At 63.4% G+C, this 25,256-nt stretch carries 23 protein-coding genes and 1 pseudogene; 12 read left to right on the forward strand and 12 right to left on the reverse strand.

Annotation, left to right across the window (positions count from 1 at the left end; genetic code table 11):
• Positions 1 to 96 precede the first annotated feature (96 nt).
• The 5 genes and pseudogenes from AWB79_RS27455 to AWB79_RS38515 all read left to right on the forward strand — a co-directional run.
• Complete coding sequence (locus tag AWB79_RS27455; RefSeq protein WP_061170606.1) at positions 97 to 804, forward strand: Crp/Fnr family transcriptional regulator; 708 nt, start codon at positions 97 to 99, stop codon at positions 802 to 804.
• Positions 805 to 946: 142 nt separating this feature from the next.
• On the forward strand, positions 947 to 2,311 hold the full coding sequence (locus tag AWB79_RS27460) for an MFS transporter (RefSeq protein WP_061170607.1): 1,365 nt from the start codon (positions 947 to 949) through the stop codon (positions 2,309 to 2,311).
• A 26-nt stretch (positions 2,312 to 2,337) separates the two neighbouring features.
• Positions 2,338 to 3,264, forward strand: coding sequence for a beta-keto acid cleavage family enzyme (locus AWB79_RS27465; RefSeq protein WP_061170608.1), 927 nt, complete (start codon positions 2,338 to 2,340; stop codon positions 3,262 to 3,264).
• Positions 3,261 to 4,202: a 3-hydroxyacyl-CoA dehydrogenase NAD-binding domain-containing protein gene (locus AWB79_RS27470; protein ID WP_061170609.1), complete on the forward strand. Its 942-nt coding sequence runs from the start codon at positions 3,261 to 3,263 to the stop codon at positions 4,200 to 4,202. Before AWB79_RS27465 ends, AWB79_RS27470 begins: the two co-directional genes overlap by 4 nt.
• 15 nt (positions 4,203 to 4,217) lie before the next feature.
• Positions 4,218 to 4,472 (forward strand): annotated as a pseudogene (locus AWB79_RS38515) (NAD(P)-dependent oxidoreductase); the annotation flags it as partial.
• 90 nt (positions 4,473 to 4,562) lie between these two features.
• Here the strand turns inward: AWB79_RS38515 and katG are convergent.
• Entirely contained in the window at positions 4,563 to 6,827 is a 2,265-nt protein-coding gene (gene katG, locus AWB79_RS27475) for a catalase/peroxidase HPI (RefSeq protein ID WP_061170610.1), read from the reverse strand.
• A 515-nt stretch (positions 6,828 to 7,342) separates the two neighbouring features.
• Here katG and AWB79_RS38520 point away from each other — a divergent pair.
• Both AWB79_RS38520 and AWB79_RS27480 read left to right on the forward strand, forming a co-directional pair.
• Positions 7,343 to 7,684, forward strand: coding sequence for a toxin-antitoxin system TumE family protein (locus AWB79_RS38520; protein WP_198399110.1), 342 nt, complete (start codon positions 7,343 to 7,345; stop codon positions 7,682 to 7,684).
• Entirely contained in the window at positions 7,681 to 8,163 is a 483-nt protein-coding gene (locus tag AWB79_RS27480; RefSeq protein WP_232471046.1) for an HVO_A0114 family putative DNA-binding protein, read from the forward strand. Before AWB79_RS38520 ends, AWB79_RS27480 begins: the two co-directional genes overlap by 4 nt.
• On the opposite strand, the gene AWB79_RS27485 is transcribed toward AWB79_RS27480, so the two are convergent.
• On the reverse strand, positions 8,072 to 8,461 hold the full coding sequence (locus AWB79_RS27485; RefSeq protein ID WP_061170612.1) for an SRPBCC family protein: 390 nt from the start codon (positions 8,459 to 8,461) through the stop codon (positions 8,072 to 8,074). The genes AWB79_RS27480 and AWB79_RS27485 overlap by 92 nt on opposite strands.
• Positions 8,462 to 8,467: 6 nt before the next feature.
• Positions 8,468 to 9,001, reverse strand: a complete 534-nt coding sequence (fae, locus tag AWB79_RS27490; protein WP_061170613.1) for a formaldehyde-activating enzyme — start codon at positions 8,999 to 9,001, stop codon at positions 8,468 to 8,470.
• Between the two features lie 377 nt (positions 9,002 to 9,378).
• Between fae and AWB79_RS27495 the strand changes: the two genes are divergently transcribed.
• The 4 genes from AWB79_RS27495 (at position 9,379) to AWB79_RS27510 (ending at position 14,022) form a co-directional block, all read left to right on the forward strand.
• A complete protein-coding gene (locus AWB79_RS27495; RefSeq protein WP_061170614.1) occupies positions 9,379 to 10,554 on the forward strand; it encodes a GNAT family N-acetyltransferase in 1,176 nt (391 codons plus the stop codon).
• Positions 10,555 to 10,692: 138 nt separating this feature from the next.
• A complete protein-coding gene (locus AWB79_RS27500; RefSeq protein WP_198399111.1) occupies positions 10,693 to 12,282 on the forward strand; it encodes a D-alanyl-D-alanine carboxypeptidase/D-alanyl-D-alanine-endopeptidase in 1,590 nt (529 codons plus the stop codon).
• A 65-nt stretch (positions 12,283 to 12,347) separates the two neighbouring features.
• The gene (locus AWB79_RS27505; protein ID WP_061170616.1) at positions 12,348 to 13,601 is read left to right on the forward strand and encodes an aconitase X; all 1,254 of its coding nucleotides are present in this window, start codon (positions 12,348 to 12,350) and stop codon (positions 13,599 to 13,601) included.
• Entirely contained in the window at positions 13,588 to 14,022 is a 435-nt protein-coding gene (locus AWB79_RS27510; RefSeq protein WP_061170617.1) for an aconitase X swivel domain-containing protein, read from the forward strand. Before AWB79_RS27505 ends, AWB79_RS27510 begins: the two co-directional genes overlap by 14 nt.
• On the opposite strand, the gene AWB79_RS27515 is transcribed toward AWB79_RS27510, so the two are convergent.
• From AWB79_RS27515 to AWB79_RS27540, 6 genes are read right to left on the reverse strand one after another with little or no spacing between them, the layout of a single operon-like run.
• Positions 14,009 to 14,719: a GntR family transcriptional regulator gene (locus AWB79_RS27515; RefSeq protein ID WP_061170618.1), complete on the reverse strand. Its 711-nt coding sequence runs from the start codon at positions 14,717 to 14,719 to the stop codon at positions 14,009 to 14,011. The two genes, AWB79_RS27510 and AWB79_RS27515, sit on opposite strands and share 14 nt — an antisense overlap.
• A gap of 48 nt (positions 14,720 to 14,767) precedes the next feature.
• Positions 14,768 to 16,003, reverse strand: a complete 1,236-nt coding sequence (locus tag AWB79_RS27520; RefSeq protein ID WP_061170619.1) for a metal-dependent hydrolase family protein — start codon at positions 16,001 to 16,003, stop codon at positions 14,768 to 14,770.
• A 16-nt stretch (positions 16,004 to 16,019) separates the two neighbouring features.
• Positions 16,020 to 17,018 (reverse strand): 4-hydroxyproline epimerase, encoded by a 999-nt coding sequence (locus AWB79_RS27525; protein ID WP_061170620.1) that lies wholly within the window; start codon positions 17,016 to 17,018, stop codon positions 16,020 to 16,022.
• The gene (locus AWB79_RS27530; protein WP_061170621.1) at positions 17,015 to 17,917 is read right to left on the reverse strand and encodes a dihydrodipicolinate synthase family protein; all 903 of its coding nucleotides are present in this window, start codon (positions 17,915 to 17,917) and stop codon (positions 17,015 to 17,017) included. Before AWB79_RS27530 ends, AWB79_RS27525 begins: the two co-directional genes overlap by 4 nt.
• A gap of 19 nt (positions 17,918 to 17,936) precedes the next feature.
• Positions 17,937 to 19,181 carry an NAD(P)/FAD-dependent oxidoreductase gene (locus AWB79_RS27535; RefSeq protein ID WP_232471047.1) on the reverse strand — a complete coding sequence of 415 codons (1,245 nt, stop codon included), beginning with the start codon at positions 19,179 to 19,181 and terminating at the stop codon, positions 17,937 to 17,939.
• Complete coding sequence (locus AWB79_RS27540; protein WP_061170622.1) at positions 19,178 to 20,488, reverse strand: MFS transporter; 1,311 nt, start codon at positions 20,486 to 20,488, stop codon at positions 19,178 to 19,180. Before AWB79_RS27540 ends, AWB79_RS27535 begins: the two co-directional genes overlap by 4 nt.
• Before the next feature lie 259 nt (positions 20,489 to 20,747).
• Here AWB79_RS27540 and AWB79_RS39730 point away from each other — a divergent pair, with 259 nt between their 5' ends.
• Positions 20,748 to 21,125, forward strand: a complete 378-nt coding sequence (locus AWB79_RS39730; protein WP_157695868.1) for a hypothetical protein — start codon at positions 20,748 to 20,750, stop codon at positions 21,123 to 21,125.
• A 135-nt stretch (positions 21,126 to 21,260) separates the two neighbouring features.
• On the opposite strand, the gene AWB79_RS27550 is transcribed toward AWB79_RS39730, so the two are convergent.
• The 3 genes from AWB79_RS27550 to AWB79_RS27560 form a co-directional block, all read right to left on the reverse strand.
• Positions 21,261 to 22,988, reverse strand: coding sequence for an ATPase (locus AWB79_RS27550; protein WP_082862489.1), 1,728 nt, complete (start codon positions 22,986 to 22,988; stop codon positions 21,261 to 21,263).
• 171 nt (positions 22,989 to 23,159) lie between these two features.
• Positions 23,160 to 24,533 (reverse strand): sensor histidine kinase, encoded by a 1,374-nt coding sequence (locus tag AWB79_RS27555; protein WP_061170624.1) that lies wholly within the window; start codon positions 24,531 to 24,533, stop codon positions 23,160 to 23,162.
• Positions 24,523 to 25,200: a response regulator gene (locus AWB79_RS27560; protein ID WP_061170625.1), complete on the reverse strand. Its 678-nt coding sequence runs from the start codon at positions 25,198 to 25,200 to the stop codon at positions 24,523 to 24,525. Before AWB79_RS27560 ends, AWB79_RS27555 begins: the two co-directional genes overlap by 11 nt.
• Between the last annotated feature and the right edge of the window lie 56 nt (positions 25,201 to 25,256).

The following is a 25,256-nucleotide window of genomic DNA, read 5'->3' on the forward strand; positions in this document are numbered from 1 at the left end:
TCCAGTGCAAACATTGTGCGGGTTTAATCGTCGCCATACTGTCGGTGCGGCGACAGTTCGCGTTCTCGGCAGCGTGAGCGGCCTCGGGGGAAAGGATTGGTCAGGCAAATAAAGGTCGGCACCACCGTCGCGCTCTCCGTCGACGGTCTGCTCGCGCAGTCGCCCTGGTTCGTTGCACTGGACGAAGCCGCCAGGTCGCGGGTACGCGCCGACACATCTGAACGCGCCCTCGCAGCCGGTCAGTCTCTGGGACATCATGGCGAACGGCAACACATGTGGTTCGGGGTGCTCGAGGGAATCATCAAGTGGTCGATCACCGCGCGCGACGGACAAACCGTCACGCTCGGAGGACAGTCGGTCGGCAGCTGGTTCGGCGAAGGCACGTTGATCCGGAACGCGCCGCGCGAGTCCGATCTCATCGCGCTGCGCGACAGCCGCGTCGCGCAAATCCCGCGTGCGACCTTCAACTGGCTTCGCGAGCATCAGCCCTCGTTCAACGAATTTCTGCTGTTACAAGTGAACGAACGTCTGCACTGGTTCATGGCCGCAGTCGCCGCGCACGGGCTGCTCGACACGGACAGTCTCGTCGCACGCGCGCTCGTCGGCATGGTGCACCCGCTGTCCAATCCAAGCGGCGCGGGACGTTTGCCGCTCTCTCAGGAAGAGCTCGCCAACCTTGCCGCGGTGTCGCGCCAGACCTGCAACAAGGCCATGACCCGCTTTAAGAACGCCGGACTCGTGCGCACCGAATATGGCGGCATCGTCGTCGTCGATTTGCCCGGCCTGACTGCACTGGCCCGATAGCATCGCAGGTCTTTCCCGCGAGCCCGAACGAGGGCTTCACCGTTCGCTCGGTGTTTACGCTGACCCCAACTGTCGCGCGAGCGACAGTCCCAAGTACGGTCGCCCGAAATAATGCGTGTCATACAAGACCCGGAGACACGCAATGATTCGCGCTCGTTCGCTGCCCGTCGCAGCCGCGCCCGTCGCAACCCCGTCGGCCCAGATGGCGGAAGACGCCGTCTTTCGCAAGGTGACCTGGCACATCATGCCGATGGTGCTGCTCGCCTATGTCTTCGCGTTTCTCGATCGGATCAATATCGGATACGCGCAGTTGCAGATGAAGCAGGACCTCGCTTTCTCGGACGCGGTCTATGGACTCGGCGCGGGCATTTTCTTCGTCACCTATCTGTTGTTCGAAGTGCCCAGCAACTTGCTGCTGGAAAAGATCGGGGCGCGGCTGACCTTTCTGCGCATCATGGTGCTGTGGGGTCTTGCGTCAGCCGCTACGGCTTTCGTCACCGCTCCGTGGCAGTTCTACGGCATCCGGCTGTTGCTCGGCATCTTCGAAGCGGGATTCTTTCCGGGCATCATCCTGTATCTGACCTACTGGTATCCGAGCCAGCGTCGCGGTCGTGTCACGGGGCTTTTTCTCTTCGGCATGCCCATTACGGGCGTCCTCGGCGGTCCGCTCTCCGGAACGATCATGAGCGGCATGGAAGGCATCGGTGGCATGCACGGCTGGCAGTGGCTCTTTCTGGTCGAGGGTCTGCCGACCGTCCTGCTCGGAATCCTGCTGTATCGCATGCTTCCGGACAAACCGGCGCGCGCGCCCTGGCTTGACGACGCCGAGAAAACGCTGGTGCAGTCGGTCCTCGATGCCGATCATCGCGGCGACGCAAAGGCCGCGCATCACGGCAAGCTCGCCGCGGCGCTGGCCGATCCCAAGACGTATGTGCTCGCCTTCGTTTATTTCTGCTGCGCCTGCGCGGTCTACACGCTGACGTTCTGGTTGCCGACCATGATCAAAGGCCTCGGCATCGCACAGATCGCCACCATCGGCTGGTATACGGCCGTGCCTTATATCTTCGGCGCGCTCGGCGTTCTGATCATCAGCCGCAGTTCGGACCGTTTCAAGGAGCGGCGCTGGCACGTCGGGGGAACGCTGGCCCTCGGCGCCGTAGCCCTCGCCTCGACGTCCTTTCTCGGCGCCGCCGTGGTTCCGGTGATGGTGCTGCTCTGCATCGCATCGTTCTTCATCTTTGGCGGCGGCTCGCTGTTCTGGTCGATTCCCCCGACGTACCTCGGCCGTGAAGCGGCGGCGGCGGGCATCGCCGTGATCAGTTCCCTCGGCATCCTCGGCGGCTTCGTCAGCCCGACGCTGATCGGCTGGATCAAGGGCGTGACCGGCAGCATTCAGATGGGCCTCTTCGCCCTGACCGCACTCGTCATCATCGGTGGCCTGACGATCTTGCTGGGCCTGCCGAAGAGCGCGGTGCGCGTCGGCTCAGCCGATGACGCTAGCCACTGACCCAACTTTTCCCTGGAGAACATTACATGAGCAAGCCCAAAGTCATCGTGACCGTCGCCCCGACCGGCGGCATGGCCACCAAGAAAATGAACCCGCACCTGCCGACGCAGCCGCAGGAGATCGCCGACGACACCTACCGCTGCTACAACGCCGGCGCGAGCGTGGTCGCTGTGCACGCACGGCGTCCCGACGATCAGGCCACCTGCGATCCGGCCATTTACAGTCACATCAACCGGCTGATTCGCGACAAGTGCGACATCATCCTCAACAACTCCACCGGCGGCGGCGTCGACGGCGACATGGTTCGCGAACTCGACAACGGCCTGTGGGAGATTCAGTGGGAAGAACGCCTGAAAGGCATGCAGGGCGACGGCGTCGAGATGTGCACGCTCGATGCGCAGACGGTGATCGCGAGCTTCGGCGGCAAGGAGATTCTGGTGGCGACGCCGCCCACGCGCATCCGGCAAATCGCCGAGATGATGAAGCAGCGCGGCATCAAGCCGGAGTGGGAAGTGTTCGGTCTCGCCGATATCGTTCAGGATGTCCAGCGCGCCATCAACGAGGGGCTGGATGACGCGCCGCACTTCATCAATATCGTCATCGGCGCCAATGCGTTCCAGGGCGCACTGCCGTACACGCCGCGCCTGTTGCAGACCATGGTCGATCACCTGCCCCGCAACACTGTCTTCAACGTGAGCGCCATCGGCGCGGCCCAGTTGCCGGCCGCGATGAATTCGCTCCTGCTGGGGGGACACGTGCGCGTCGGCCTCGAAGACAACCTGTACTACCGACACGGCGAACTGGCCACCAACGTGCAACTGGTCGAGCGGCTCGTGCGTCTGGTCCGCGAGATGGGCTATGAACCGGCCACTCCCGCCGAGGCGCGCGAGATCATCGGCCTCAAGCCGTTGCGCGAAGCCGCCCGCTCGGGCTGCCTGGAAACGCAGGCATGAACGAGCGAATCGTCAATGTGGCGATCGTCGGCGCGGGCGTGATCGGCGCGGGCTGGGCCACCCATTTTCTCGCGCAAGGATTCGCGGTCACGGCGACCGATCCCGGCGACGGAGCGGAGTCGCGTCTGCGTGACTGGATCGACAACAGTTGGCCGGCAGCCGAGAGACTGGGGCTGGCAGACGGCGCTTCGCCTCAGAACCTGACGTTCACGACCGATGTCGGCGCGGCCGTGCGCGATGCCGACTTCATCCAGGAGAGCGGACCCGAACGCCTGGCGCTCAAGCGAGCGTTGATCGCGGACATCGAATCCGCCGCCAGGGCGGACGCGATCATTGCGTCATCGTCGTCGGGGCTGTCGGTCAGCGAGATTCAGGAGGGCGCCAGACATCCCGAACGAATCCTCCTCGGGCATCCGTTCAATCCGTCCCACGTCATTCCATTGGTGGAGGTGGGCGGCGGCCGGCTGACATCGCCCGAAAACGTCGCGCGTGCCATGACGTTTTACGCGGCGACGGGCAAGAAGCCCATCAGGATCGACAAGGAAGTCAAAGGTCATATCGCCAACCGCTTGCAGGTGGCGCTATGGCAGGAAGCCATCAGCCTCGTGCAGCGCGGAGTGGCGTCGGTGGAGGCGATCGACACGGCCATCGCCTACGGTCCGGGCTTGCGATGGGCGCTGCTGGGACCATTCCTCAACCTTCACGCTTCCGGAGGTCGGGGCGGGATCACGCATGTGCTGCAGCATCTGGGACCGGCCCAGCGTGAATGGGCCAGCGATCTCGGCAGCTATCCCGAGAACGACGCGTATATCGAGTCGATCGCGCAAGGCGTCGATGCCGAGCTCACGCCGTACGATTTCCCGGAAATGCTTCGGCAGCGCGATAAATTGCTGATTCAATTGCTGGAGGCAAAGCGGAATCTCGATCAGATTCCGTAGGCGACGGGATCCTGCATGGCGCGAAGAACGCATCGCATGAAGCAGCGCCCTCTTCTCATCAACACGGCGCGCCGCGGACTGGTCAATGAGGCAGCACTGGTTCGCGCCATCAAGAGCCACGCGATCTCTGGCGCGGGATTCGATGTGGTGACCCGCGAGCCGCTACAGGATGACAATCCGCTGCGCGAAATCCTGGACCACCCGGCACTCATTCTCACGCCACATGTCGCCTGGGCAAGCGAGCAAGCGATTCAGGCGCTTGCAGACCAGCGCGCGCTCGCCGCGAATAACCAAAAAAAATGCGGCTCCGAAAGAACCGGAGCCGCATCGCGCTTCAGACCGCAGTACTTCGATCGACGCTTACTTCTTCAAGTCGAAGCGGTCCAGATCCATCACCTTGGCCCAGGCCGCGACGAAGTCCTTGACGAACTTCTCCTGCGCATCGGCGCTCGCATAGACTTCGGCCAGCGCGCGCAGCACCGAATGCGAGCCGAACACCAGATCGACGCGGCTGCCGACCCACTTCCGCTGCCCCGTCTTGCGGTCGCGTCCCTCGAACTCGTCACGGCGCGAGGACAGCGGCTGCCACTCCGTGTTCATGTCGAGAAGATTGACGAAGAAGTCGTTCGTCAGCGTTTCCGGCCGGTCGGTAAACACACCGTGAGCGTTCTTCGCGCCGGAGACGTGCAGCGCGCGCAGCCCGCCGACGAGCGCCGTCATTTCCGGTGCGGTCAGCGTCAGAAGTTGCGCCCGGTCGATCAGCAGCGCCTCGGGAGGAATGCCGACGCGCGGTTTGATGAAGTTGCGGAAGCCGTCGGCGACCGGCTCGAGCGCCGAGACCGACTGCACATCGGTTTTATCCTGCGTCGCGTCCATGCGACCCGGCGTGAAAGGCACCGTGACCTTCTGGCCGCCCTTTTCCGCCGCCTTCTCGATTGCCGCGCCGCCCGCGAGCACGATCAGGTCGGCCATGGAAATCTTCTTGCCGCCGGATTGCGCGCCGTTGAACTCGCCCTGGATGCCTTCCAGCGTCTTGAGCACCTTGGCCAGCTGCTCGGGCTGATTGGCTTCCCAGTCCTTCTGCGGAGCGAGACGCACGCGCGCACCGTTGGCGCCGCCGCGCTTGTCCGATCCACGGAAGGTCGATGCCGACGCCCACGCGGTCGACACCAGTTCCGAGATCGACAGGCCCGAGGCCAGCACCTTTTGCTTCAGCGCCGCGACATCCTGCTCGCCGACCAGCGGATGATCGACCTCCGGAATCGGGTCCTGCCACAGAAGTTCTTCCTGCGGCACTTCCGGTCCGAGATAGCGCGCCTTCGGCCCCATGTCGCGGTGGGTCAGCTTGAACCACGCGCGGGCGAAGGCGTCGGCGAACTGGTCGGGGTTCTCCCAGAAGCGCTTCGAAATCTTCGCGTATTCCGGATCGAAGCGCAACGAAAGGTCGGTGGTCAGCATCGTCGGCTTGATCTTCTTCGATGCGTCGTGCGCGTGCGGAATCGTTTCGCCCGAATCCTTCGCGACCCACTGATTCGCGCCCGCCGGGCTCTTCGTCAGCTCCCACTCGTAGCCGAAGAGGTTTTCCCAGAAGCCCTGGCCCCACTTCGTCGGCGTCGAGGACCACGTGACTTCCAGACCGCTCGTGATCGTGTCCGCGCCCTTGCCGCTGCCGAAGCCGTTCTTCCAGCCGAGGCCCATGTTCTCGAGATCGGCGGATTCGGGTTCGGGGCCGACGTTGTCGGCCGGACCCGCGCCGTGCGTCTTGCCGAAGGTGTGTCCACCCGCGATCAGCGCGACGGTTTCCTCGTCGTTCATCGCCATGCGCGCGAAAGTCTCGCGGATGTCATGCGCCGCCGCGAGCGGATCGGGGTTGCCGTCCGGGCCTTCCGGATTGACGTAGATCAGGCCCATCTGCACCGCGCCCAGCGGATTCTCCAGATTGCGGCCGTTGTCCGTCCGGCTGACTTCCTCGCCGTGTTTCTCTTCATCGGCGGTGATCACGCCCTGATCGTCGTCGTTGCCGGCCGCGCCCTTGCCGTAGCGGACATCCCCGCCCAGCCAGGTTTTTTCGTTGCCCCAGTAGACGTCCTGATCCGGCTCCCACGTGTCCTCGCGGCCGCCTGCGAAGCCGAAGGTCTTGAAGCCCATCGTTTCCAGCGCAACATTCCCGGCCAGAATGATGAGATCGCCCCACGACAGCTTCTGCCCGTATTTCTGCTTGACGGGCCAGAGCAGACGACGGGCCTTGTCGAGACTGACATTGTCCGGCCAGCTATTGAGCGGCGCGAAACGTTGCTGGCCGCGTCCGCCGCCTCCCCGTCCGTCGCCGATCCGGTACGTGCCCGCGCTGTGCCACGACATGCGGATGAACAGCGGCCCATAGTGGCCGAAGTCGGCGGGCCACCAATCCTGCGAATCGGTCATGAGCGCCGCGAGGTCTTTCTTGACCGCGGCCAGATCGAGGCTCTTGAATGCTTCGGCGTAGTCGAAGCCGGTGCCCAGCGGATTCGATCTGCCGGAGTGCTGGTTCAGCAGGTCCACCCGTAGCTGCCTCGGCCACCAGTCGCTGTTCTTCGTGCCGGTGCCAGCGGCATGAGTGAACGGACACTTCGATTCATTTGACATGCGCTATCTCCTTGCGAGGACGTACCCACTAGTTGTTCTACTACATGACTTCGGGCTTCATCTCCAGCCCGGTCCGATGAGGGCATTCGCGGCGTGCATCCCGACGAGCGCACCCGTCCGAGCCAGCCTTCCGCATCTTAAAAAATACGTGAGAGCGACCATCAATAAAAAGCGATTTTTGCAATGCCGTCGATAGATGACAGCTATAAGGCGAAGAGGTTCTCACACCGATTGCGCTTGCTGCGCTGCACGATGCCACGCGCCGCGCCGCTGGCCAGACGGACGATGAATCTGACTTCGATTCGTCACGAAAGCTCCTTCCGGCGGAACCGGCGATCAGGTCCGACGGACCTGCGCACTGCGCGCTCCGGGCGCGACGGCCAGCTTTTTTCAGTCTAGCAGCGTCTCGCGCGCTTGGCAGACGAAGTGCACGTGCGTCCCGTGACGCGCCGTTGCGATGACCGAAGCGCCGCGAAGTCAAGTCGTCCGTCCGGCAAATGGCGAAGGAGCCGCGCATGTTGGAGCATTTGACAACACCCACAGGCGTTGTCAGAATGTCCAACACAAAAGCAAGGCTCATCCTCGGTGAGCGTGATGAACTGTCGCCCGGATCGCTAGTAGACCTGAATATCTGGGAAGTCCCCATACCCGTGCCGGGAAGCAGGCATTGCTACAAGTACAGGCTTGCCTATGTCGTCGACGGCGAATGCGTGCTGCGATACGACAACGAGCGTGGTAAAGGCGACCATCGGCACTCCGTCAACCGTGAGTCATCGTATGCATTTTCGTCGCTGAAACAGTTGCTGGCCGATTTCAGATCGGACATGGAAATTTGGAAAAGATGGAGGTCAACATGAACAAGACTGCCAGGATCGTGGTGTCGTCGCTGGACGAGGTCATGAATCGCGCGCTCACGGCCGTCGAGAGCGGCAAATTCCAGGGCCACTTCTTCTCCTACGCCACGCCCGAACTGCTTTTCAGAACTTTCACCACGCCGCGCTGGCAAATCATTCGCGCGATGACTGGCGCGGGCCCCATGTCCATCCGCGAACTGTCGCGGCGTATCGGGCGTGACATCAAGGGCGTGCATCGCGACGTCCACGCGCTTCTCGAAGCGGGCCTGCTGGAACACGACGAGCACGGCGCCATCGTGTTCCCGTATGACACCGTGCACGTCAATTTCACCTTGAAGGCGGCGGATCTCGCGCCGCCCGCCGCGGCGCTGCGCAAAACGCGCGCCGTGCCTACCGACGAAGATTCCGCACTATCGCCGCGCACCCGGCGTCGACGAGCGGCTCCGCGAAAGAGCGCAGCTCGTCCGGCAGGAAGTCGCTGATCCACACGAAGCGGCACCGGTCATCGGCGGCGGGCACGACTTGCATCGACGCATGATGATGCGAGAAGCGCCCGCCCACGACCGTATAAGCGATCCGCATCCGCGCATCGTCTATCGCGACGATGCGCTCCTGCACGAGGTTGCCGCCCGCGAAAGTGACATGGCGCACATCGCCATCGAGCCGCACATCGACGAGCACGCCCGCGAACGCGCGCCCCGCGCCGAGCGGATCGCGCAGCACGGCCCAGGCATCGGCGGCGGACGTGTCGAGCACGCACTCGCGGACGATCGTCGTCATGACGGATCAGCTCCAGTCGTCCATGTCGTGCTTGATCTTGTGACGATTGGCGATCAGTTCCTCCACGCTCGGCTCGTTGTTCATCGCGCGCTGAATGGCGAGCTTGGTCGCTTCGTAATTCGTGCGGTACATGTCCTTCTTGTCGAGGGTCGTGTCGGTCGCGCAGCGCGGATCGATCCACACCAGACTGATTATGCACAACTCGTTCGCCTGATCCTTCGGCAGGATGCCTTCGATCAGGCAATCCACCACGGCATCCGCCGTCGCCGACTGCACCACGCCGCCGAACAGGTCGATATTCGCCATGTCCTTGAGCGTCACCTTCGGGACGATCATCGTCGCCGGGCGCACGAGCTGATTGCACGCGCGAATCGCGAACATCGCGGTATGTCCTTTCGACTGCGCCATCATGTTCGCGAATGCGTGACCGACCGGTCCGTCGACGCGGCCGATCAGAATTTCCGGCATCGCGTCGGTGGCCTGGCCGGGCGCGGCCAGAACGGTTGCTTCTCCCGCGCGGAACGTCAGATCCAGGCTCATGCTTGCTCTCCTTAAGAATGTAGACGAGGGTTCGAAAGACCAAAGGGACGAGCACATGCAAGGACGATGCCATCGTCGTCGATTCAAGGCCCGGCGCGGCGCCTGGCAAATGCGGCAAGACATAGTGTGCGCGCGCCGTGACACATTGCTCGCAAGCCGATACCCGCACGACCGTGCGCCCGCGACGAGGTGACCCATAGGTGGAAGCCCGAGGCGGACGAAGCAATGTGCCGCAACGCATAGTCCGGCCGCACCGCACGACGCGACACTGAACGCGCTGGCGAGACCACGGCCACCGTCACATGATTAGAACAACAAAGGCAATTCGATAACGCGATGACGTCGACCGGCGTCATCCAGCTTGCAGGTTCCTGGAAATGAACTGGATTCCGAGAAAAAGCGACGCGCTCTTCGCGGGCAGTCCGATAACTTTCGAAACCTGTCGCGACACGGGGAAGTTTCGCGCGCTGCAGGCCGAATGGGACGAGCTCTTCGAGCGCGCGAACGGCGAGTACTTTCAGTCATTCGAGTATTGTCACGGCAGCCTCATGGCGGAGCATGTCGATACACGGCGCAAGCTTCACTGCATCGTCGGGCGGCGCGATGGAAGACTGGTCGTCGTGTGGCCGCTGCTCGCGTCTTATCGGAGTTGCTGGAAGTTCGCGGAGCCGCTCGCGCCGCTCAACCAGTCACCGAGCGACATCCTCGTCGCGCCTGAACGCGATGCCGCCGCGATCGTCGAGGCGGCGTGGCGCAATGCAATCGCCACGACCCGCGCCGATGTCTTCGAGCTGTGGCACCTTCGACAGACATCGCTGCTGCACGCGTGCCTGTCGCACAACGGCGTGACGGCGCGTGCAATCGCGGAATACACACCCTTCTCCGCGCTGCGCGACGTGCATGACTGGGACGCGTATTGCCGCTCCCGTCCGGCGCGCGAACGAAACGCGCCGGAGTATCTGAAACGGCGTATGGCGAAACAGGGCAAGTACGCGATTCAGGTCATCGATCCGGCCGACGAGCGCATGCTGCCGCTCATCGAATGGTTCGTCGTGCAAAAGCGCAAATGGGCGGGAGACAAGGCCACGCCCAGCGAGTGGACGTTCTCCGATGCAAGCCCGAAGCTCTGGAGCGCGCTGCTCGCCCGCCGCCAGTCGACGCCGGGCATGTTCCGGCTGTTCGTGCTGACTTTGAACGGTCAGCCTGTCGCGGCGAACATCGTGGCAATCGCCAGCGACACCGCCTATCTCGTGGCGAACACCTACGACCTCGACCAAAAAAAGCTGTCGCCCGGCACGATCCTCGTCGACGAATGCGTGAAATGGGCGTTCGAGCATCGGCTCGATTTCGATTTCGGCTCGGGCGAACAACGCTACAAAACCTCGTGGAGCGCGGGCGAGAAATACGCGACGTCGTCGCTCATGGTGATCGCGACGGCGTGGGGACAAACCGGCTACATGAGCAAACAGTTCGTGAAGAAGGCACGCGAAGGTGCGATGCGAGTCGTGAGCCGGGTCGTGCGAAAGGCCGATGCGACGGCGGCATCGGATTGATCGAGCGCGAGACGGCCGCGCCTCGTCGATCGATCGCTTTGAATTCCACCAGACCGCATCCTATTCTGAACACACTCCCATAACGACCAACAAGAATCCGCCATGCGCGCGAGAAAACTGGCTGTACCGATGTTGCTTGTGTCCAGCCTTCTCGCCGCGAGCTGCGGTGGCGGCTCGTCGGACGATTCGATCCAGCAGGTCATGAACAAGCCGCGCTACGCGAGCGCGAAGTCCCAATGGTCGATGGTCGTGATGGACGCCACCACCGGCGAGACGCTCTACGCCCTGCAGCCGGACGTGCTCTCGTTCACGGGCTCCGTGCGCAAGCTCTATTCGGTGGGAACCGCCCTCAATGCGATCGGCGCGGATCATCGCTTCGAGACGCCTGTGTACCGCAACGGCGCGATCGATTCATCCGGCAAGCTCACCGGCGACCTGATCCTGAAGGCGTCCGGCGACCTGACCTTCGGCGGACGCCAGAAGGCCGATGGCACGATCGACTTCACCGACTTCGATCACAACGAGGCGCGCGCATTCGATGGCGCCATCCTCACGCCCGAAGATCCGCTGACCGCCGTGAACCAGCTCGCGCAGCAGGTGAAGGCGGCGGGCATCACGTCGGTGAGCGGCGACGTGATCGTCGACGCCAGGCTCTTCGATGCCTTCCGCGTGCCGAACGGCAATGTGCTGATCTCGCCGATTCTCATCAACGAGAACGTGATCGACGTGACGCTCGCGCCCGGCGGCGCGGCCGGACAACCGGGCCGGCTCGACTGGCGGCCACGCACCAGCGCGATGACGATGCAGGGCGTCACGCTCACGAGCGCCGCCAACGCCACGGCGGATATCGTCACATCGGGCGACACGCTCGATGAAGGGGCGCTGAGCTGTCTCGCCTCGCCCGGCTGCAAGGGCACGATCTCCGGCGCGGCGAGTTTGTCCACGCCCGCGACGATTCCGCTCGGCTACACCTCGCCGCTCGTCGGTAACGACCTCTATGTGAGCAATCTGCGAGTGGAAGACCCGCCGTCGTTCGCCCGCACAGCGTTCATCGACGCGTTGACGCGCGCGGGCGTCACCGTCGCGGCGCCCGCGGTGCAGCCGAACGACGCGAGCAGACTGCCATCGACGCAAAGCTATTCGAGCGCGACGCAGGTGGCGAGCTTCACGTCCCTGCCCTACTCCGAGATCGCGAAGCTGATCCTCAAGGTCAGCCTGAACACGGGCGCCAATCTGAGCCTGATGTATCAGGGTCTGACGAAAGGCGCGCAAACCGTGGACGCCGCGCTCGGCACGGAACGCCAGTATCTGACCGGCGTGCTCGGCCTCGATGCCGCGGGCTTCGATTTTCCGACCAACGGCAGCGGCTCGCCCGACAGCCGCGCGACAGCCCGCACGACCGCAACGCTCCTGAGCGTGATGAGCCGCATGCCGATCTATCCGGTGTATCGCAACGCGCTGTCGATCCTGGGCGTCGACGGCTCGCTCGCGGCGATCGGCAAGAACGTGCCGGGCAAGGAGCACATCGCGGTGAAGAGCGGCGCGACCGTCTCCGGCGGCCAGATGATCGCGATGAACATGGCCGGCTACATGGACGCGAAGAGCGGGCGGCGGCTCGCGTATGCGCTCTTCGTGAACCACGCCGGACCGGTGACGGCGCTGACCGACACGCTCGAAGTCTTCGACGACGAAGCGACGATCCTGGGGATCGTCTACGCGCGATATTGATTTGAGCCTCGTGCGCCGATCCGTTATCCTGCGCTGACGTTCCTCATCGCTCGATACCGGACCGGATGCTCACACTCTCCCCACGCGACACCGCGATGCTCAACGGCGATCTCGGCGACGGGCTCGCGCTCGCCATGCGCATCGTCGCGGCGACGGCGCATGTCATGCACGCCGACACGCTTATCGATGTTTCGTCGGCGCATATCGACGGCTGTCTCTATCACGGCGCCGCGAGCCTCGATTTCGTCGAGCGCTTCGTCGCGAGCGGCGCGCGCGTCGCCGTGCCGACCACGCTCAATGTCGGCTCGCTCGATCTCATCCATCCCGAACTGTTTCACGGCGACGCGCACATCGCGAGCGCGGGCAAGCGGCTCATGCAGGCGCATCTCGAACTCGGCTGCGAGGCGAGCTTCACGTGCGCGCCTTATCAGTTGAAGCATCGGCCGAAGCTGGGCGATCAGATCGCGTGGGCGGAATCGAACGCCATCGTGTTCGCCAACTCCGTGCTCGGCGCGCGCACGAGCCGTTACGGCGATTTCCTCGATCTCGCCGCCGCCATCACCGGCCGCGTGCCGAACGCGGGCCTGCATGTAACGGCGCATCGCGCCGCGCGCGTCGTGATCGAAGCGCCGGACTTGCGCGTATCGACGCATCGCGATGCCGACTTCGCCGCGCTCGGCTTTCTGCTCGGCGGCGAGGTCGGCGCGACGGTCGCCGCCATCACGGGTCTGCCGGACGACACCACCGAGGACGAACTGAAGGCGCTCGGCGCGGCGGCGGCATCGAGCGGCTCGGTGGCGCTTTTTCATGCCGTCGGCATCACGCCCGAAGCGCCGACCCTCGACGCCGCGTTGCAAGGGCGCGCGCCCGAACGCACGCTGAAGGTGAGCGCCGCCGATCTCGTCGCGATACGCCGTCGCTGGAGCCACGCGAAACCGGGCGACGCGCTCGCCGCCGTGAGTCTCGGCACGCCGCATTTTTCCGTCGATGAATTCCGCGCGCTTGCCGCGCTCTTCGAGCAGCATGATGGCGCGCCGCGCTGCGATTTTTACGTGAACACGAGCCGCTTCGTGCTCTGGCAACTCGAAGAGGAAGGCATCGCGCAGAAGCTCGCTGCGCGCGGCGTGCAGATCGTCGTCGATACATGCACGTACATCACGCCGGTCATGAAGCAGATGAGCGGGCTCGTCATGACCAACTCGGGCAAGTGGGCGCATTACGCGCCCGCGAATATCGGCGTGACGGTCGCGTTCGGCAGCATGCGCGAATGCGTGCGTTCGGCATTCGAAGGAAAGGTGTGCATCGATGAAAACGTTTGAAGCCGTCGCACTCGTGCCGGGACACGCGCGCGCCAAGGGAATCGCGCTGCCGCCGCTCAGCCTCTGGGGCGGCTACGACGCGCAGCGCGGCGTGATCGTCGATGCGACGCATGCCGGTCATGGCCAGTCGCTCGCATCGCGCATCCTGGTGATGCCGCGTGCGCGCGGATCGAGTTCGAGCAGCAGCGTGTTGGCCGAAGCGTTGCGCAACGGCACGGGACCATCCGGCATCGTGCTTACCGAGCGTGATTTGATTCTCTCGATCGGTGCGATCGTCGCGAACGAACTGTACGCGTCGAACGTGCCGGTCGTGATGGTCGATGAATCCGCGTTCGCGCAGATCGCCGCGGCGAACGATCACATCGAAATCGATGCGCGCGACGCCACGCGCCCCGCGAGCGTGCGCGTCATCGCGCCATGATCGTTTCGACCACCGCGATGATCTGCTGCGCGGCGGTCTTCACGTGATGTTCGAGCAGCTTCGCGCCGAGCTTCGCGTCGCGCTTTCGGCATGCGTCGATCAGACTCATGTGCTCGTCGTGGGATTGCTCGCGGATCGGCACCTGCACGACCTGAAAGCGGAAGTAGCGGTCGCTGCGATCGTGCAGCACGCGCAGCATCTGCAAGGTGATGTCGCGCCGCGCGGGCAGATAGAGCGTTTCGTGAAGGCGCCAGTTCAGTTGCCCCCACATGCCGGATTCAGTCTGATCCATTTCTTCGACCAGCTTCGCGGCCTTCGCGATTTCGGCATCGGTGATATGCGGAATCGCCTGCGAAAACAGCCAGGGCTCCAGACGCAGGCGAATCTCGAACGTCTCCTGCACTTCCTCGATGGAAAGCTCCGCGACATACGCGCCCTTGTGCGGCACCTTCGTCAACAGGCCCTCGCCGGTCAGGCGCGTGATCGCCTCGCGGATCGGCACGCGGCTCACACCGAGTTCGTCGGCGAGCGCTTCCTGCCGCAACACTTCGCCGGGCGCGAGATCGCCCGAAAGAATGCGCTGCCGGATCGCCGTCGTGACGAGCTCGACCGTGGTCGTGCGCACGATCTTGTGAGTCGATTCGCTCGCGACTGGAGCGTCATCGGCACGGCGGGTTTTGAGGGCGACCGGAGGCATGTCGTTCTACGCTTTCTTATGGATTAATTTGCGGCATCGTAGCACGCGCTAGCCCAGCGTCTCGCGCACCCACACTCCGTTTTTCATCACGCCAACGATGCGTTCGCCCTGTCCCGTCAGCACGCGAATATCCTTCAGCGGATCACCGTCCACGACCAGCAAATCCGCGAGCGCGCCCGCCGCGACAACACCCAGTTTGCCCTTCATGTTCACGACTTCGGCGCCGATCGCAGTCGCCTGGCGAATCGCCTCGAACGCACCGACGATATCCGCGCGGATCGACAGCTCGTCGCTTTGATACTGATGCATGTCGCCGAGCAGATCGCTGCCTAGCGCGATTTTCACGCCGCGCTTGTGCAGCATGGCGAGTGCTTCGAGGCCGCGTTTGCGCACCGATTCGTTCTTGTCGAGCGTGTCCCGCGCGAGCCCCATTTGCGCGCCCACTTTCGACATCGCGTCATACGTGACGAGCGTCGGCACCGCATACGCGCCGTGTTCCGCCATGATGCTCGCGGCTTCTTCATCGATCAGATTGCCGTGCTCGATGGTGCGCACGCCGAGCTTCACGACGCGCGCGATCGCCTTCGCCGTGTACGCGTGCGCCATCACATACGTCTGATGCGACTCCGCTTCCTCGACGGCGGCCTTCACTTCATCGACTGAGAATTGCAGGTTGCCGATCGGATCGGTCGGCGACGCCACGCCGCCCGACGCCATGATCTTGATGTGATTCGCGCCCGCGCGCATTTCCTCGCGCACGGCCTTGCGCATTTCATCGACGCCGTCGACCACGCGCCCGATCGCGCCCATGTTGCGATTGCAACCGCACGGGTCGGGATCGGAGTTATCGAAGCGCTCGCGGAAATCTCCATGACCGCCGGTCTGCGACAACGCCTTGCCCGCGACGAACAGGCGCGGCCCGGCGATCACGCCTTCCTCGACAGCGCGCGAGAGCGCATAGTCCGCGCCGCCTGCATCGCGCACGGTGGTGAAACCGCGATTGAGCATGCCCGCGAGAATCGGCACGGCGCGCAGCACCGCGAACGTGTTCGGCAGACGGCTGTTGTTGCCGAGATGCGCGACGGACGCGATCACATGCACATGGCAGTCGACCATGCCGGGCATCACCGTTTTGCCGCCCACGTCGATGACTTGTGCGCCGCCGGCATCGACCGGCTCGCGCGTGACTTCGCGAATCGTATTGCCATCGATCACGATCGAATAGCGGCCGTCGTCGCGTTCGTGATCGACATCCAGCACGCGGGCGTTTTTCAGAATCAGCATGGCTTCAAATCTCCCGTTACTTCAGCAGGAATCCGTGCGCGAGCGGATCGCGGTCGTCGACGAAGATCGTGTTGTGGCCCGTCACGCGCGCCCAGCCTTCGATGGCGGGCACGATCGCAGCGAACTCGCCGACGCGCGCCGCTTCCAGCGGCACGCCTTCGAACAAGGTGCCGATGATGCTCTCATGCACGAAGCGCTCGCCGATCTTCAACTGCCCTTTCGCGACGCGCTGCGCCATGCGCGCCGACGTGCCCGTGCCGCACGGCGAGCGGTCGATGGCGCGGTCGCCGTAAAACACCGCATTGCGCGCGCTCGCCCCTTCCACGGTCGGATCGCCGGTCCACATCACGTGGCTCAGACCGCGTATCGCTTCGTTTTCCGGATGCACGAAGCTGTACTTCTCGTTCGCCTTCGCGCGCAGCACCGGGCTCAGTCGCTGAATGTCGGAAGGCGTAAGCGCCCGCAGGTCTTCATAGTTTCGCTGTGGCTCGACGATCGCATAGAAGTTGCCGCCATAGGCGACATCGAAACGAATCTCGCCGATGCCATCGACATCGACGGACAAGTCGCGCGAATGCAGGAACGAAGGCACGTTGACGAGTTGCACCGAATCCACGTGCTCGCCGTTCATCCGATAGCGCGCGACGACGAGACCCGCCGGCGTATCGAGCCGCAGCACGCCCGGCTCGCGCGGTCGCACGAGGCCGTTTTCGATGGCCGTCGTCACCGTGCCGATGGTGCCGTGCCCGCACATCGGCAGGCAGCCGCTCACTTCGATGAAGAGAATCGCGAGATCGCAGTCGGCGCGCGTCGGCGGATAAAGAATGCTGCCGGACATGACTTCGTGTCCGCGCGGCTCGAACATCAGCGCGGTGCGAATCCAGTCGAACTCGCGCTGAAAATGGGCGCGGCGCTCGATCATGTTCGCGCCTTGCAGCGGCGGCGCGCCGCCCGCGACGACGCGCACCGGATTGCCGCACGTGTGGCCGTCGATGCAGAAGAACGTGGACTTCATCGCGCGAGCGCCTTCACGTTGGCAATGGCCTTTTCGACGATCTCGATGGTGCGCTGCCGCTCCTCGCCTTCGAGCATCAGGCGCGGCGCCTTCACGTATTCCGGATAACCCGCCGTGATGTTCTCCGCGAGCTTGATGTACTGCACGAGCTTCACGTGCGTGTCGAGATGGAACAGGTCGATCAGCGCGCGATAAAGCGCGCGCGCCTTGTCGTACTCGCCGTTCACCGCGTGGTTCAGCAAGTCGACGGATTCCTTCGGCATCGCGTTCGCCATGCCCGAGACCCAGCCCGTCACGCCGAGCGCGACCGATTCCACGATCAGATCGTCGACACCGCACAACACGACGAAGCGCTCGCCAAAACGCGCGAAGAGATCGGTGACGCGCGTCGTGTCGTAGGTCTCTTCCTTGATCGCGACGATGTTCGGTTCATCGGCGAGTTGCGCGAGCAGATCGGGACGCAGGTCCACGCCATAGCCGCGCGGATTGTTGTAGAGCATCAGCGCGAGCTTCGTCGAGCGCGCAATCGACCGATAGTATTCGACCGTCTCGCGATCGTCCGAGCGATAGGTCAAACCCGGAAACACCATCAGCCCTTGCACGCCGATGGCTTCCGCGTCCTTCGCGAACTGCGTCGCGTTGGCCGTGTTCAGCTCCGCGAGACCCGAGATGACCGGCACGCGGCCCTTCACCGTCTCTACGGCGATCTTGAGCACCGTGCGCTTTTCCTCGGCCGTGAGCTGCGCGTTCTCGCCGACCATGCCCATCATCACGATGCCGCCGACGCCGTTCTCGATCAGCCGGTTCAGGCCGCTCACGATGGCGTCGCGATCGAGTGAGCCGTCTTGCTTGAGCTTCGTCGTGACGGCGGGGAACACGCCTTTCCAGTTCACTTGCATGTCGTCTCTCCAATGAATGTCAGTGGTCGAATCTTGCGATGGAATACGGGGCGAGCGGCACACGCGGCGTGCGGCCCGCGAGCACATCGGCGACGAGCGCCGCCGTGGTCGCCGATTGCGTCAGGCCGAGATGCCCGTGACCGAACGCATAGACCACCGAGGGCAGGCGCGGCGACGCGCCGATCACCGGCAACGAGTCGGGCGTCGCGGGACGATGGCCCATCCACTTCTTCGCGCCGCTATCGTCGATGCCGGGAATGAAGCGCTTGCCGAGCGCGAGCAACGCGTCGCTGCGGCGGTAGTTCGGCGGCGCCTCGATGCCCGCGAACTCCGCCGCGCCGCCGATGCGCAAGCCCACATCGAGCGGCGTCGCGACGAACTTGCGCTCCGCGAAGATCACCTCGCGCGTCATGCTGACGCCGTGGCGCGGCAAGGTCGCGTTATAGCCGCGCTCGCTTTCGAGCAATACGTTATCGCCGATGCTTTTCGCCAGCGCCGCCGACCACGCGCCCGCCGAGACGACGATGCGTCGTCCTTTCAGATGCGTGCCGTCATCGAGCGAAACCGTATCGGGCGCTTCGATCGCGCGCGCGACGCCCGTCACGAAGCGCGCGCCCAGCGCACGCACGCGCTCGCGCAGCAACTCGACGATGCGGCGCGGATCGCCGATGTGCGACCAGTCATCGAGAAACACGCCATGCCTGAACACGGGCGCAAGCGCCGGTTCGCATTCGCGCACTTGCGCCGCGTTCAGCGCGCGCCAGCGCACGCCGAGTTCGCGCTTGAAGGACCATTCGGCCTGGTCGGCGGCGAAGGCTTCGTCGGTTTCGTAGACGGTGAGCGCGCCCTGGCGATAATGCATCGACGCCGCGCCGATGTCGTCGAACATCGGCAGGATGTCGTCGTAGACGCGGTTGTTCAAAAGCGCGAGCGCGTGCGAGATCGCCTGATAGCGCGACGGCTCGGTCGCGCGGCGAAACGCCATGAACCACGGCAGCGCCTTCGGCACATGTTTCCAGTCGAGCGCGAGCGGTCCGAGCGGGTCCATCAGCCATTTCGCGGCCTTCGTGAACATGCCGTGCACGGCAATCGGCGTGCTCTCGGTCACCGCGATGCCGCCCGCGTTACCGTGCGACGCGCGGTCGCCTTCGAAGTCGCGATCGACGATCGTCACGCGTGCGCCATCGCGCAGCGTGGCCCACGCGCATGCGAGTCCGACGATGCCCGCGCCGATCACCACGACATCATTCATTTCTTCGTTCATTGCAGCGGATCGTGAGCGGTTTCGCGGATCGTCATGACGGTGAGGGTCGAAAGCAGCGCGGCGAGCATCACGAAGTACGCGGGCGAAAGCGGCGAGCCCGTGGTCTTGATCAGCGCGATGGAGATCATCGGCGCGAAACCGCCGAACACCGCATTGGCAATGCCGTAGCCGATCGACATCCACGTCGTGCGGATTTTCGTCGGGAAAAGCTCGGAGAGTACGGCGGGACCGACGCCCGAGAAGATGCCGATGATCACGCCGCCCAGAACCTGCACCGCGCCGACGATGGCCGCGGATTTATACGCGAGCATCAGATGGAAGATCGGATACGGCAGCACCAGAAACGCGACGCAGCCGATGGCGTAGATCGGCTTGCGGCCGAAGCGGTCGGAGGCCGCGCCCCAGAACGGAATCGATGCCGTCATCACGATCAGGCCCGCCGTGTTGAGCCACAGCGCCGTGGATGGACTGACGCCGACGTACTTCGTCGTGAACGACGGCAGATAGTTGAGCAGCACGTACAGGGAAACCGTCCAGACGATCACGAGACCGCACGCTTGCAGGCCGAGCAGCGCGGGCGCGCGGCCTTTCGCCTTCGGCGTCTGGTCGGATGCGCTCTGATAGACGGGCGTCTCTTCGCTGCGCTTGCGGATGATCCAGCCGATCGGTCCGATCACCACCGCGCCGATGATGAACGGCACGCGCCAGCCCCAGTCGAGCATCGCTTGCGGGGAGAGCAGCGTCGTCATCAGCGCGGCGGCGCCCGAGCCGAGCAGCATGCCGCCGAGCGTGCTGCACTGCTGGAAGCTGCCGTAGAAGCCGCGCCTGTTCTGCGGCGCCCATTCGACGAGAAACGCGACCGCGTTGCCCAGCTCGCCGCCCACGGAAATGCCCTGCAGCATGCGCGCGGCGACGAGCAGGATCGGCGCCCATATGCCGATGGACGCGTAAGTGGGCAGCAGCGCCATGAACAGCGTGGCGGCGGCCATCAGCGGCATCACGAAAGTGAGCGTCCACTTGCGGCCTTTCGTGTCGCCGAGCCAGCCGAAGATGATCGCGCCGAGCGGGCGCGCCGCGAAACCAAGGCCGAACGCGCCGAAGGTGCCCAGCATGGCGGCGAAGTCGTCGCCGGCGGGGAACATCACTTTGGCGATGACGGTCGCGAGAAACGCGTAAGTGCCGAAATCGAACCATTCGAGAATATTGCCGACCACGGCGGCCGTGACGGCGCGGCTGGACTGGGACGAGATGCGCGGGCTTTCTGCCGTGGCATAGGGATTCGCAACGGCCTGGGCACGATCGGGCATGGTGGCTCCCTCGGTGGCGTGGGTCCAGAGTGGGTCGATTGTGCGCTCATTTTAAAATTGAATCAAGGATTTTGGATCCAAAATTGGCGAACGGACGATCTTGTTCGTGGCGTGCTTCGGATCAACGCATGACAGATGTTCCCCATGGCGACACGCCGGAATTCAGACAATTCGCGGTTCTACTTTCGACGCCGTAAGCCTAGGATTGATCGGTCCCTTACGGGACGACACGATTGATTCGAACTCCAGAGGAAATAAAATGAACAGGAAAGGCATTGCCATCGTGGCGCTTGCGATCGGTACATTTGTATCTCTCGTCCCGCCTGCACTAGCGAAGTCTCCGCGGTCTGCGAACTCCGTCTCGCTCACCTGCAATCCGACCGGTCGAGACGCGCCCAGCGGCACGCCGATCATGGCGTGCTCCGTGGCCGGGGAAAGAACTGGCTCAACGATCGAGCGGTACAACTGGGCCGGCACGAACGCAACGATTTCCAATACGTTTCTGAAGACGGCCGACGTCTATTGCACATCCTCCAACTCTGAAGCGAGGATCACGGCCTTCAGCGAGGGCTCGCCCGAAAGCAGCGACTCCGTGGCTACCACGGTCATCCCTTGCTTCGGCCAAAACTTTTTCTGACCACTACGGCGCTCGGACCCGCTCGTCATTCGAAGAACACGGTCCGGGCGCAGGCAGCGGCCTTCCGAAGAGCAGACATCGGAGGCGCCGCCCGCGGCGGAGTTTGTTATCGAACTCCGCCTCCTCAAATCGTGCTCAGCGCGGGACGAACACGAATGGAGCCACACCGCCCTGCGTGCCGGAAGTCCTCATGTCGAGGTCGATGTTCTTATATGTTCCGTCCGTCTGAGGCTGCAACTGCTTCACAGAGTCACTCGTGCCTCGAGCGTGGAAAATCGATCCGGTTTTCGGCTCGTACTGCACCTGCTCCAGCAAGATCGCCGTCGCCAACGGAATCGTCTTCTTCCGGCCGACTGCGTCATAGAGAATGATCGGATTCGCGCTCGTATAGTTGTCGTCGGCGTAGAGGATTTGCTGGTCGGTGACTGCGGCCAGGAAAGTTGGCTTCTGCTCGGAAAGATCCGTCAGCGCGCGTATGTTGCCGGTCGTCAAATCCAGCTCCGACATATTGCCCGCCGTCGTCGACGTGAAGTTGAAGAAATAGGCCCTCTTCGCGTCGGAGGTGACGGCAAGTTGCGCAATTCGGCTGTTCGGACGCAAGCCCAGCGTATAGGTTCGCGTGATGGCGCCGGTGGCAGGATCGACCCGGATGATCTCCTGATTGTCGGTTGCCGCGTATCCGGTGTTCGTCAGAACGTAGACGCCGCCTGAGTCACCTTTTGTTGTCGCAAGTTTGATCAGATCGTATTTGGCTGGCAAAACGATCTTCTTCGTCATCTGCCCGGAGTCGGTATCGAAAATTCCGATCGTGTTACTTGCGGTCTGGTAGATCAGCCTTCCATCCAGCGCCGGTTGAACCGAATAGGGATAGGTGGTCGCCCGCATCAAATCAGTGGTGCTCAAAACCGAGTTGGTCGCGGTGTCAATGGTCAAGACATGGTGCGGCCCGGCCTTCTCCGACACGTCCACGTGCACGCGTCGCCCATCGACGCTCGCGAACAAGTGCTCGACACGCTCAGTCGAAAACAATGGCTTGAGATCCATCGAAGCTTTCGCGGCGCGAGTAGCGATATCGTAGGCAGTAACCTTGATCGGAGCGACGCCGCTCGACAACGCGTAGACGGTTCCGTTGACTTTGCGCAGCCCGTAGAACTTCTGCGCCATCGCAGTATCCGTAGCGCTCAGCTTGCCGTTGCCGTTCCACTCCGGATTGCAGTAGTTCATGATCGAAGCGAGATCCCACGCGCCGATCATCGTGTCGCCACTGGTGCCTTGTGCAGGCTCCTTGCATGAAGATGGCGTATCGACCCGATTCTGCTCATGCGCGAACCCCAGCGCATGGCCGAATTCATGCGCCGCGACATTGCGAATGCAGTATTCCTTATTCCGCTGACAGTCCGGGCTCCAGTTCTTGAACGTAAAATTGAGGGCCATGCCCCCCACCTTGTTGTTCAACATCGTGCCCAGGCCCATCGTGTGCGGGCCCGAGCCGACAACATCCTCAACGGTAATTCGAATGCCGTAGTAGTTGGGATCATTGGTGCACTGCTGCCAGCCAGTGAACTCGACGCCGGAGTTTTCTTCCCAACTGTCCTGCACCGCCTGTCGACTCCAGTTGCGCTCGTTCGAATACAGCGCGAAGTCAGTGTTGCTCATGTCCCAGCAAACACCGATGGGAACCTGCTTCCAGATCACGGTAGACAGCGCATATCCCTTGATCGTGGTCTTGTCCATTGCGCTCGATTCCTCGACCGCGCTCTTCACTGTCGAACTCGGGGCGCCGCCACCGCTGTCACCGCCTCCGCATCCACTTATCAGCAATCCTGATAAAAGCACCAATACCAAGCCTCTGAGTCTTTTCATCTTCTTCTCCTTTTTGACGACGCCATCCGCCCTCGCACGCATTCCCGAAGAAGTATATTTTCAAAACGCCATTAAATTTCAATATCCATTACTTAATATTTCACATCGCTTTCATTTTTCGGTGGGCCGCACGTTTAACTGCCCATCAACAACAAAACGAGCTGGGTCACGTTACAGCGCCGCAAACCCCACCGCGACCACCAGCCCGCGCGCCGGTTGCTCCCTCGTCCCGAGCGCAATCTCTCCCCGATGCGCGTGCACGATTTCCTTCGCGATGGCGAGCCCGAGCCCGGTTCCTTCGGTATCCGCCGACGCGCGATAGAACGGCTCGAACACGCGGCTGCGCGCTTCGGCGGGAATGCCGGGGCCGTCGTCGGTGACGGTGAGCGTGACGCGCTGCGCATCGCGCGTGACGGCCACGGTCACGTGTCCGCCCGGCTGCGTATACCGGATCGCGTTCTCGGTGATGTTGTGGACCAGCGCGGACAGCAGCCCTTCGTGCCCGATGATCGTCGCCGATTCGACCAGTTCCGCGCCGAGATCGATATCGCGCTTCTGCGCGAACATCGCCAGATCCTCGATGACGTCCTGCGCGATCGCCGCCAGATCGACCTTCTGCTTCGCGAGCTGCGTGTAATCGGCCGCTTCGGCCTGGGCGAGCAGCAAGAGCTTGTTGGTGAGACCGACCATCGAACGATTGCTTCGCTGCATCGCGGCCAGCGCTTCGGAAAGCGTCGGCTCCATGTCGCGATGCTGCCGCGCGAACTGCAATTGCGTCTCCAGCAGCGTGAGCGGCGTGCGCAGCTGATGCGCCGCATCCGCGATGAAGCGTCGCTGCGCCGCTACCTGAAGCCCGAGCCGCGCGATGCACTGATTGATCGCCTCGACGATCGGCCGCAACTCCGTATGCAGGCGCTCGACGCGCAACGGTTCGAGCTGCATCGGATCGCGGTCCATCACTTCTTCCTTCACCTTCAGCAGCGGCCGCAATTCGAACGTCAGACCGATGCACGCGAGCGCCACCGCGAGCAGCACCATCTCGATCATGCGCACGAGCTGTGGACGCCAGATCTCGCGGAGCATCGCATCGCGCGAAGCCTGAGTCTTGCCGACCGATACCAGCACGCGGCGGATCGCGCCGTTGTCGTACATCTGGCGCACGAAGCCGACCGCGCGTATCGCGTTGCCGTGGAGATCGGCGTCGTAGTAATTGGGCGCGTCGTGGCCCGGTGTCTGACGCGTCGGGAAATCGGGTACGCCGGCGAGCAGGCGGCCGTCGTCGACGCTCACGTTGTAGAACACCTGATCGCCGTAAGGCGACGCGAACACTTCGAGCGCGGCAGGCGGCACATCGACCAGCAGGCGCCCGTCCGACCACTCCACTTCGCCCGCGATCATCCGGGCGGAAGCAAGCAGGATGTTCTCCTGCACCAGATCGGCCGTATGCCGCGCGTTGTCGTATGCGGCCTTGCCCGTCACGAACACGTAGATCGCGAGCGGCACGAGCAGCCACCACAACAGGCGAACGCGCAGGCTATTGGTCATCGTCCTTCTTGCGCAGCAGATAGCCGAGTCCGCGCAAGGTGACGATCGCGGCCGAACTGCCGTCGAGCTTCTTGCGCAGCCGCGACACGTAGATTTCGAGCGCGTCTTCGCTGGGCTGATCCTCGTGCGTGAAGATCGCATCGAGCAGCGCCGCCTTCGAAACGGTCTTGCCCATGCGCAAGGTCAACGCTTCGAGCACGCTGCGCTCGCGCGGCGTCACGTTGAGCGGCGCGCCCTTCAGCGTGAACTGGCGGGTGTCGATATCGAACACGAGATCGCCGCACGACACCTCGTTCGCCGTCGATGACGTGCGCCGCCGGATCATCACCTTCACGCGCGCGACCAGTTCGCGCACTTCGAAAGGCTTCACCAGGTAATCGTCCGCGCCGGCGCCGAGCAGCTCCACTTTTTCGTCGATGGACCCGCTCGCCGTGAGGATCATCACCGGCGTGGCGTCGCCGCGCTGACGCATGCGGCGCAGCACGTTCTTGCCTGACAGGCGCGGCAGGTTCAGGTCCAGCAGCACGACATCGTATTGATTCGTGCGCAAGAGATGATCGGCGGACTCGCCATCCTGCACGGTTTCCAGCGCGAACGCCTCCTGCTCCAGCATCTTCGCGAGCCAGAGCGACAGCGTCGGGTTGTCTTCGATGAGAAGCAGCTTCATGGTGGCGCGATTGTAGGGCGTCGGCGCGGCGCGCGTCGCATCGGGTTAACACCCAT

The organism is Caballeronia hypogeia (assembly GCF_001544875.2).
In the GTDB taxonomy this organism is placed as follows: Bacteria; Pseudomonadota; Gammaproteobacteria; order Burkholderiales; family Burkholderiaceae; genus Caballeronia; species Caballeronia hypogeia.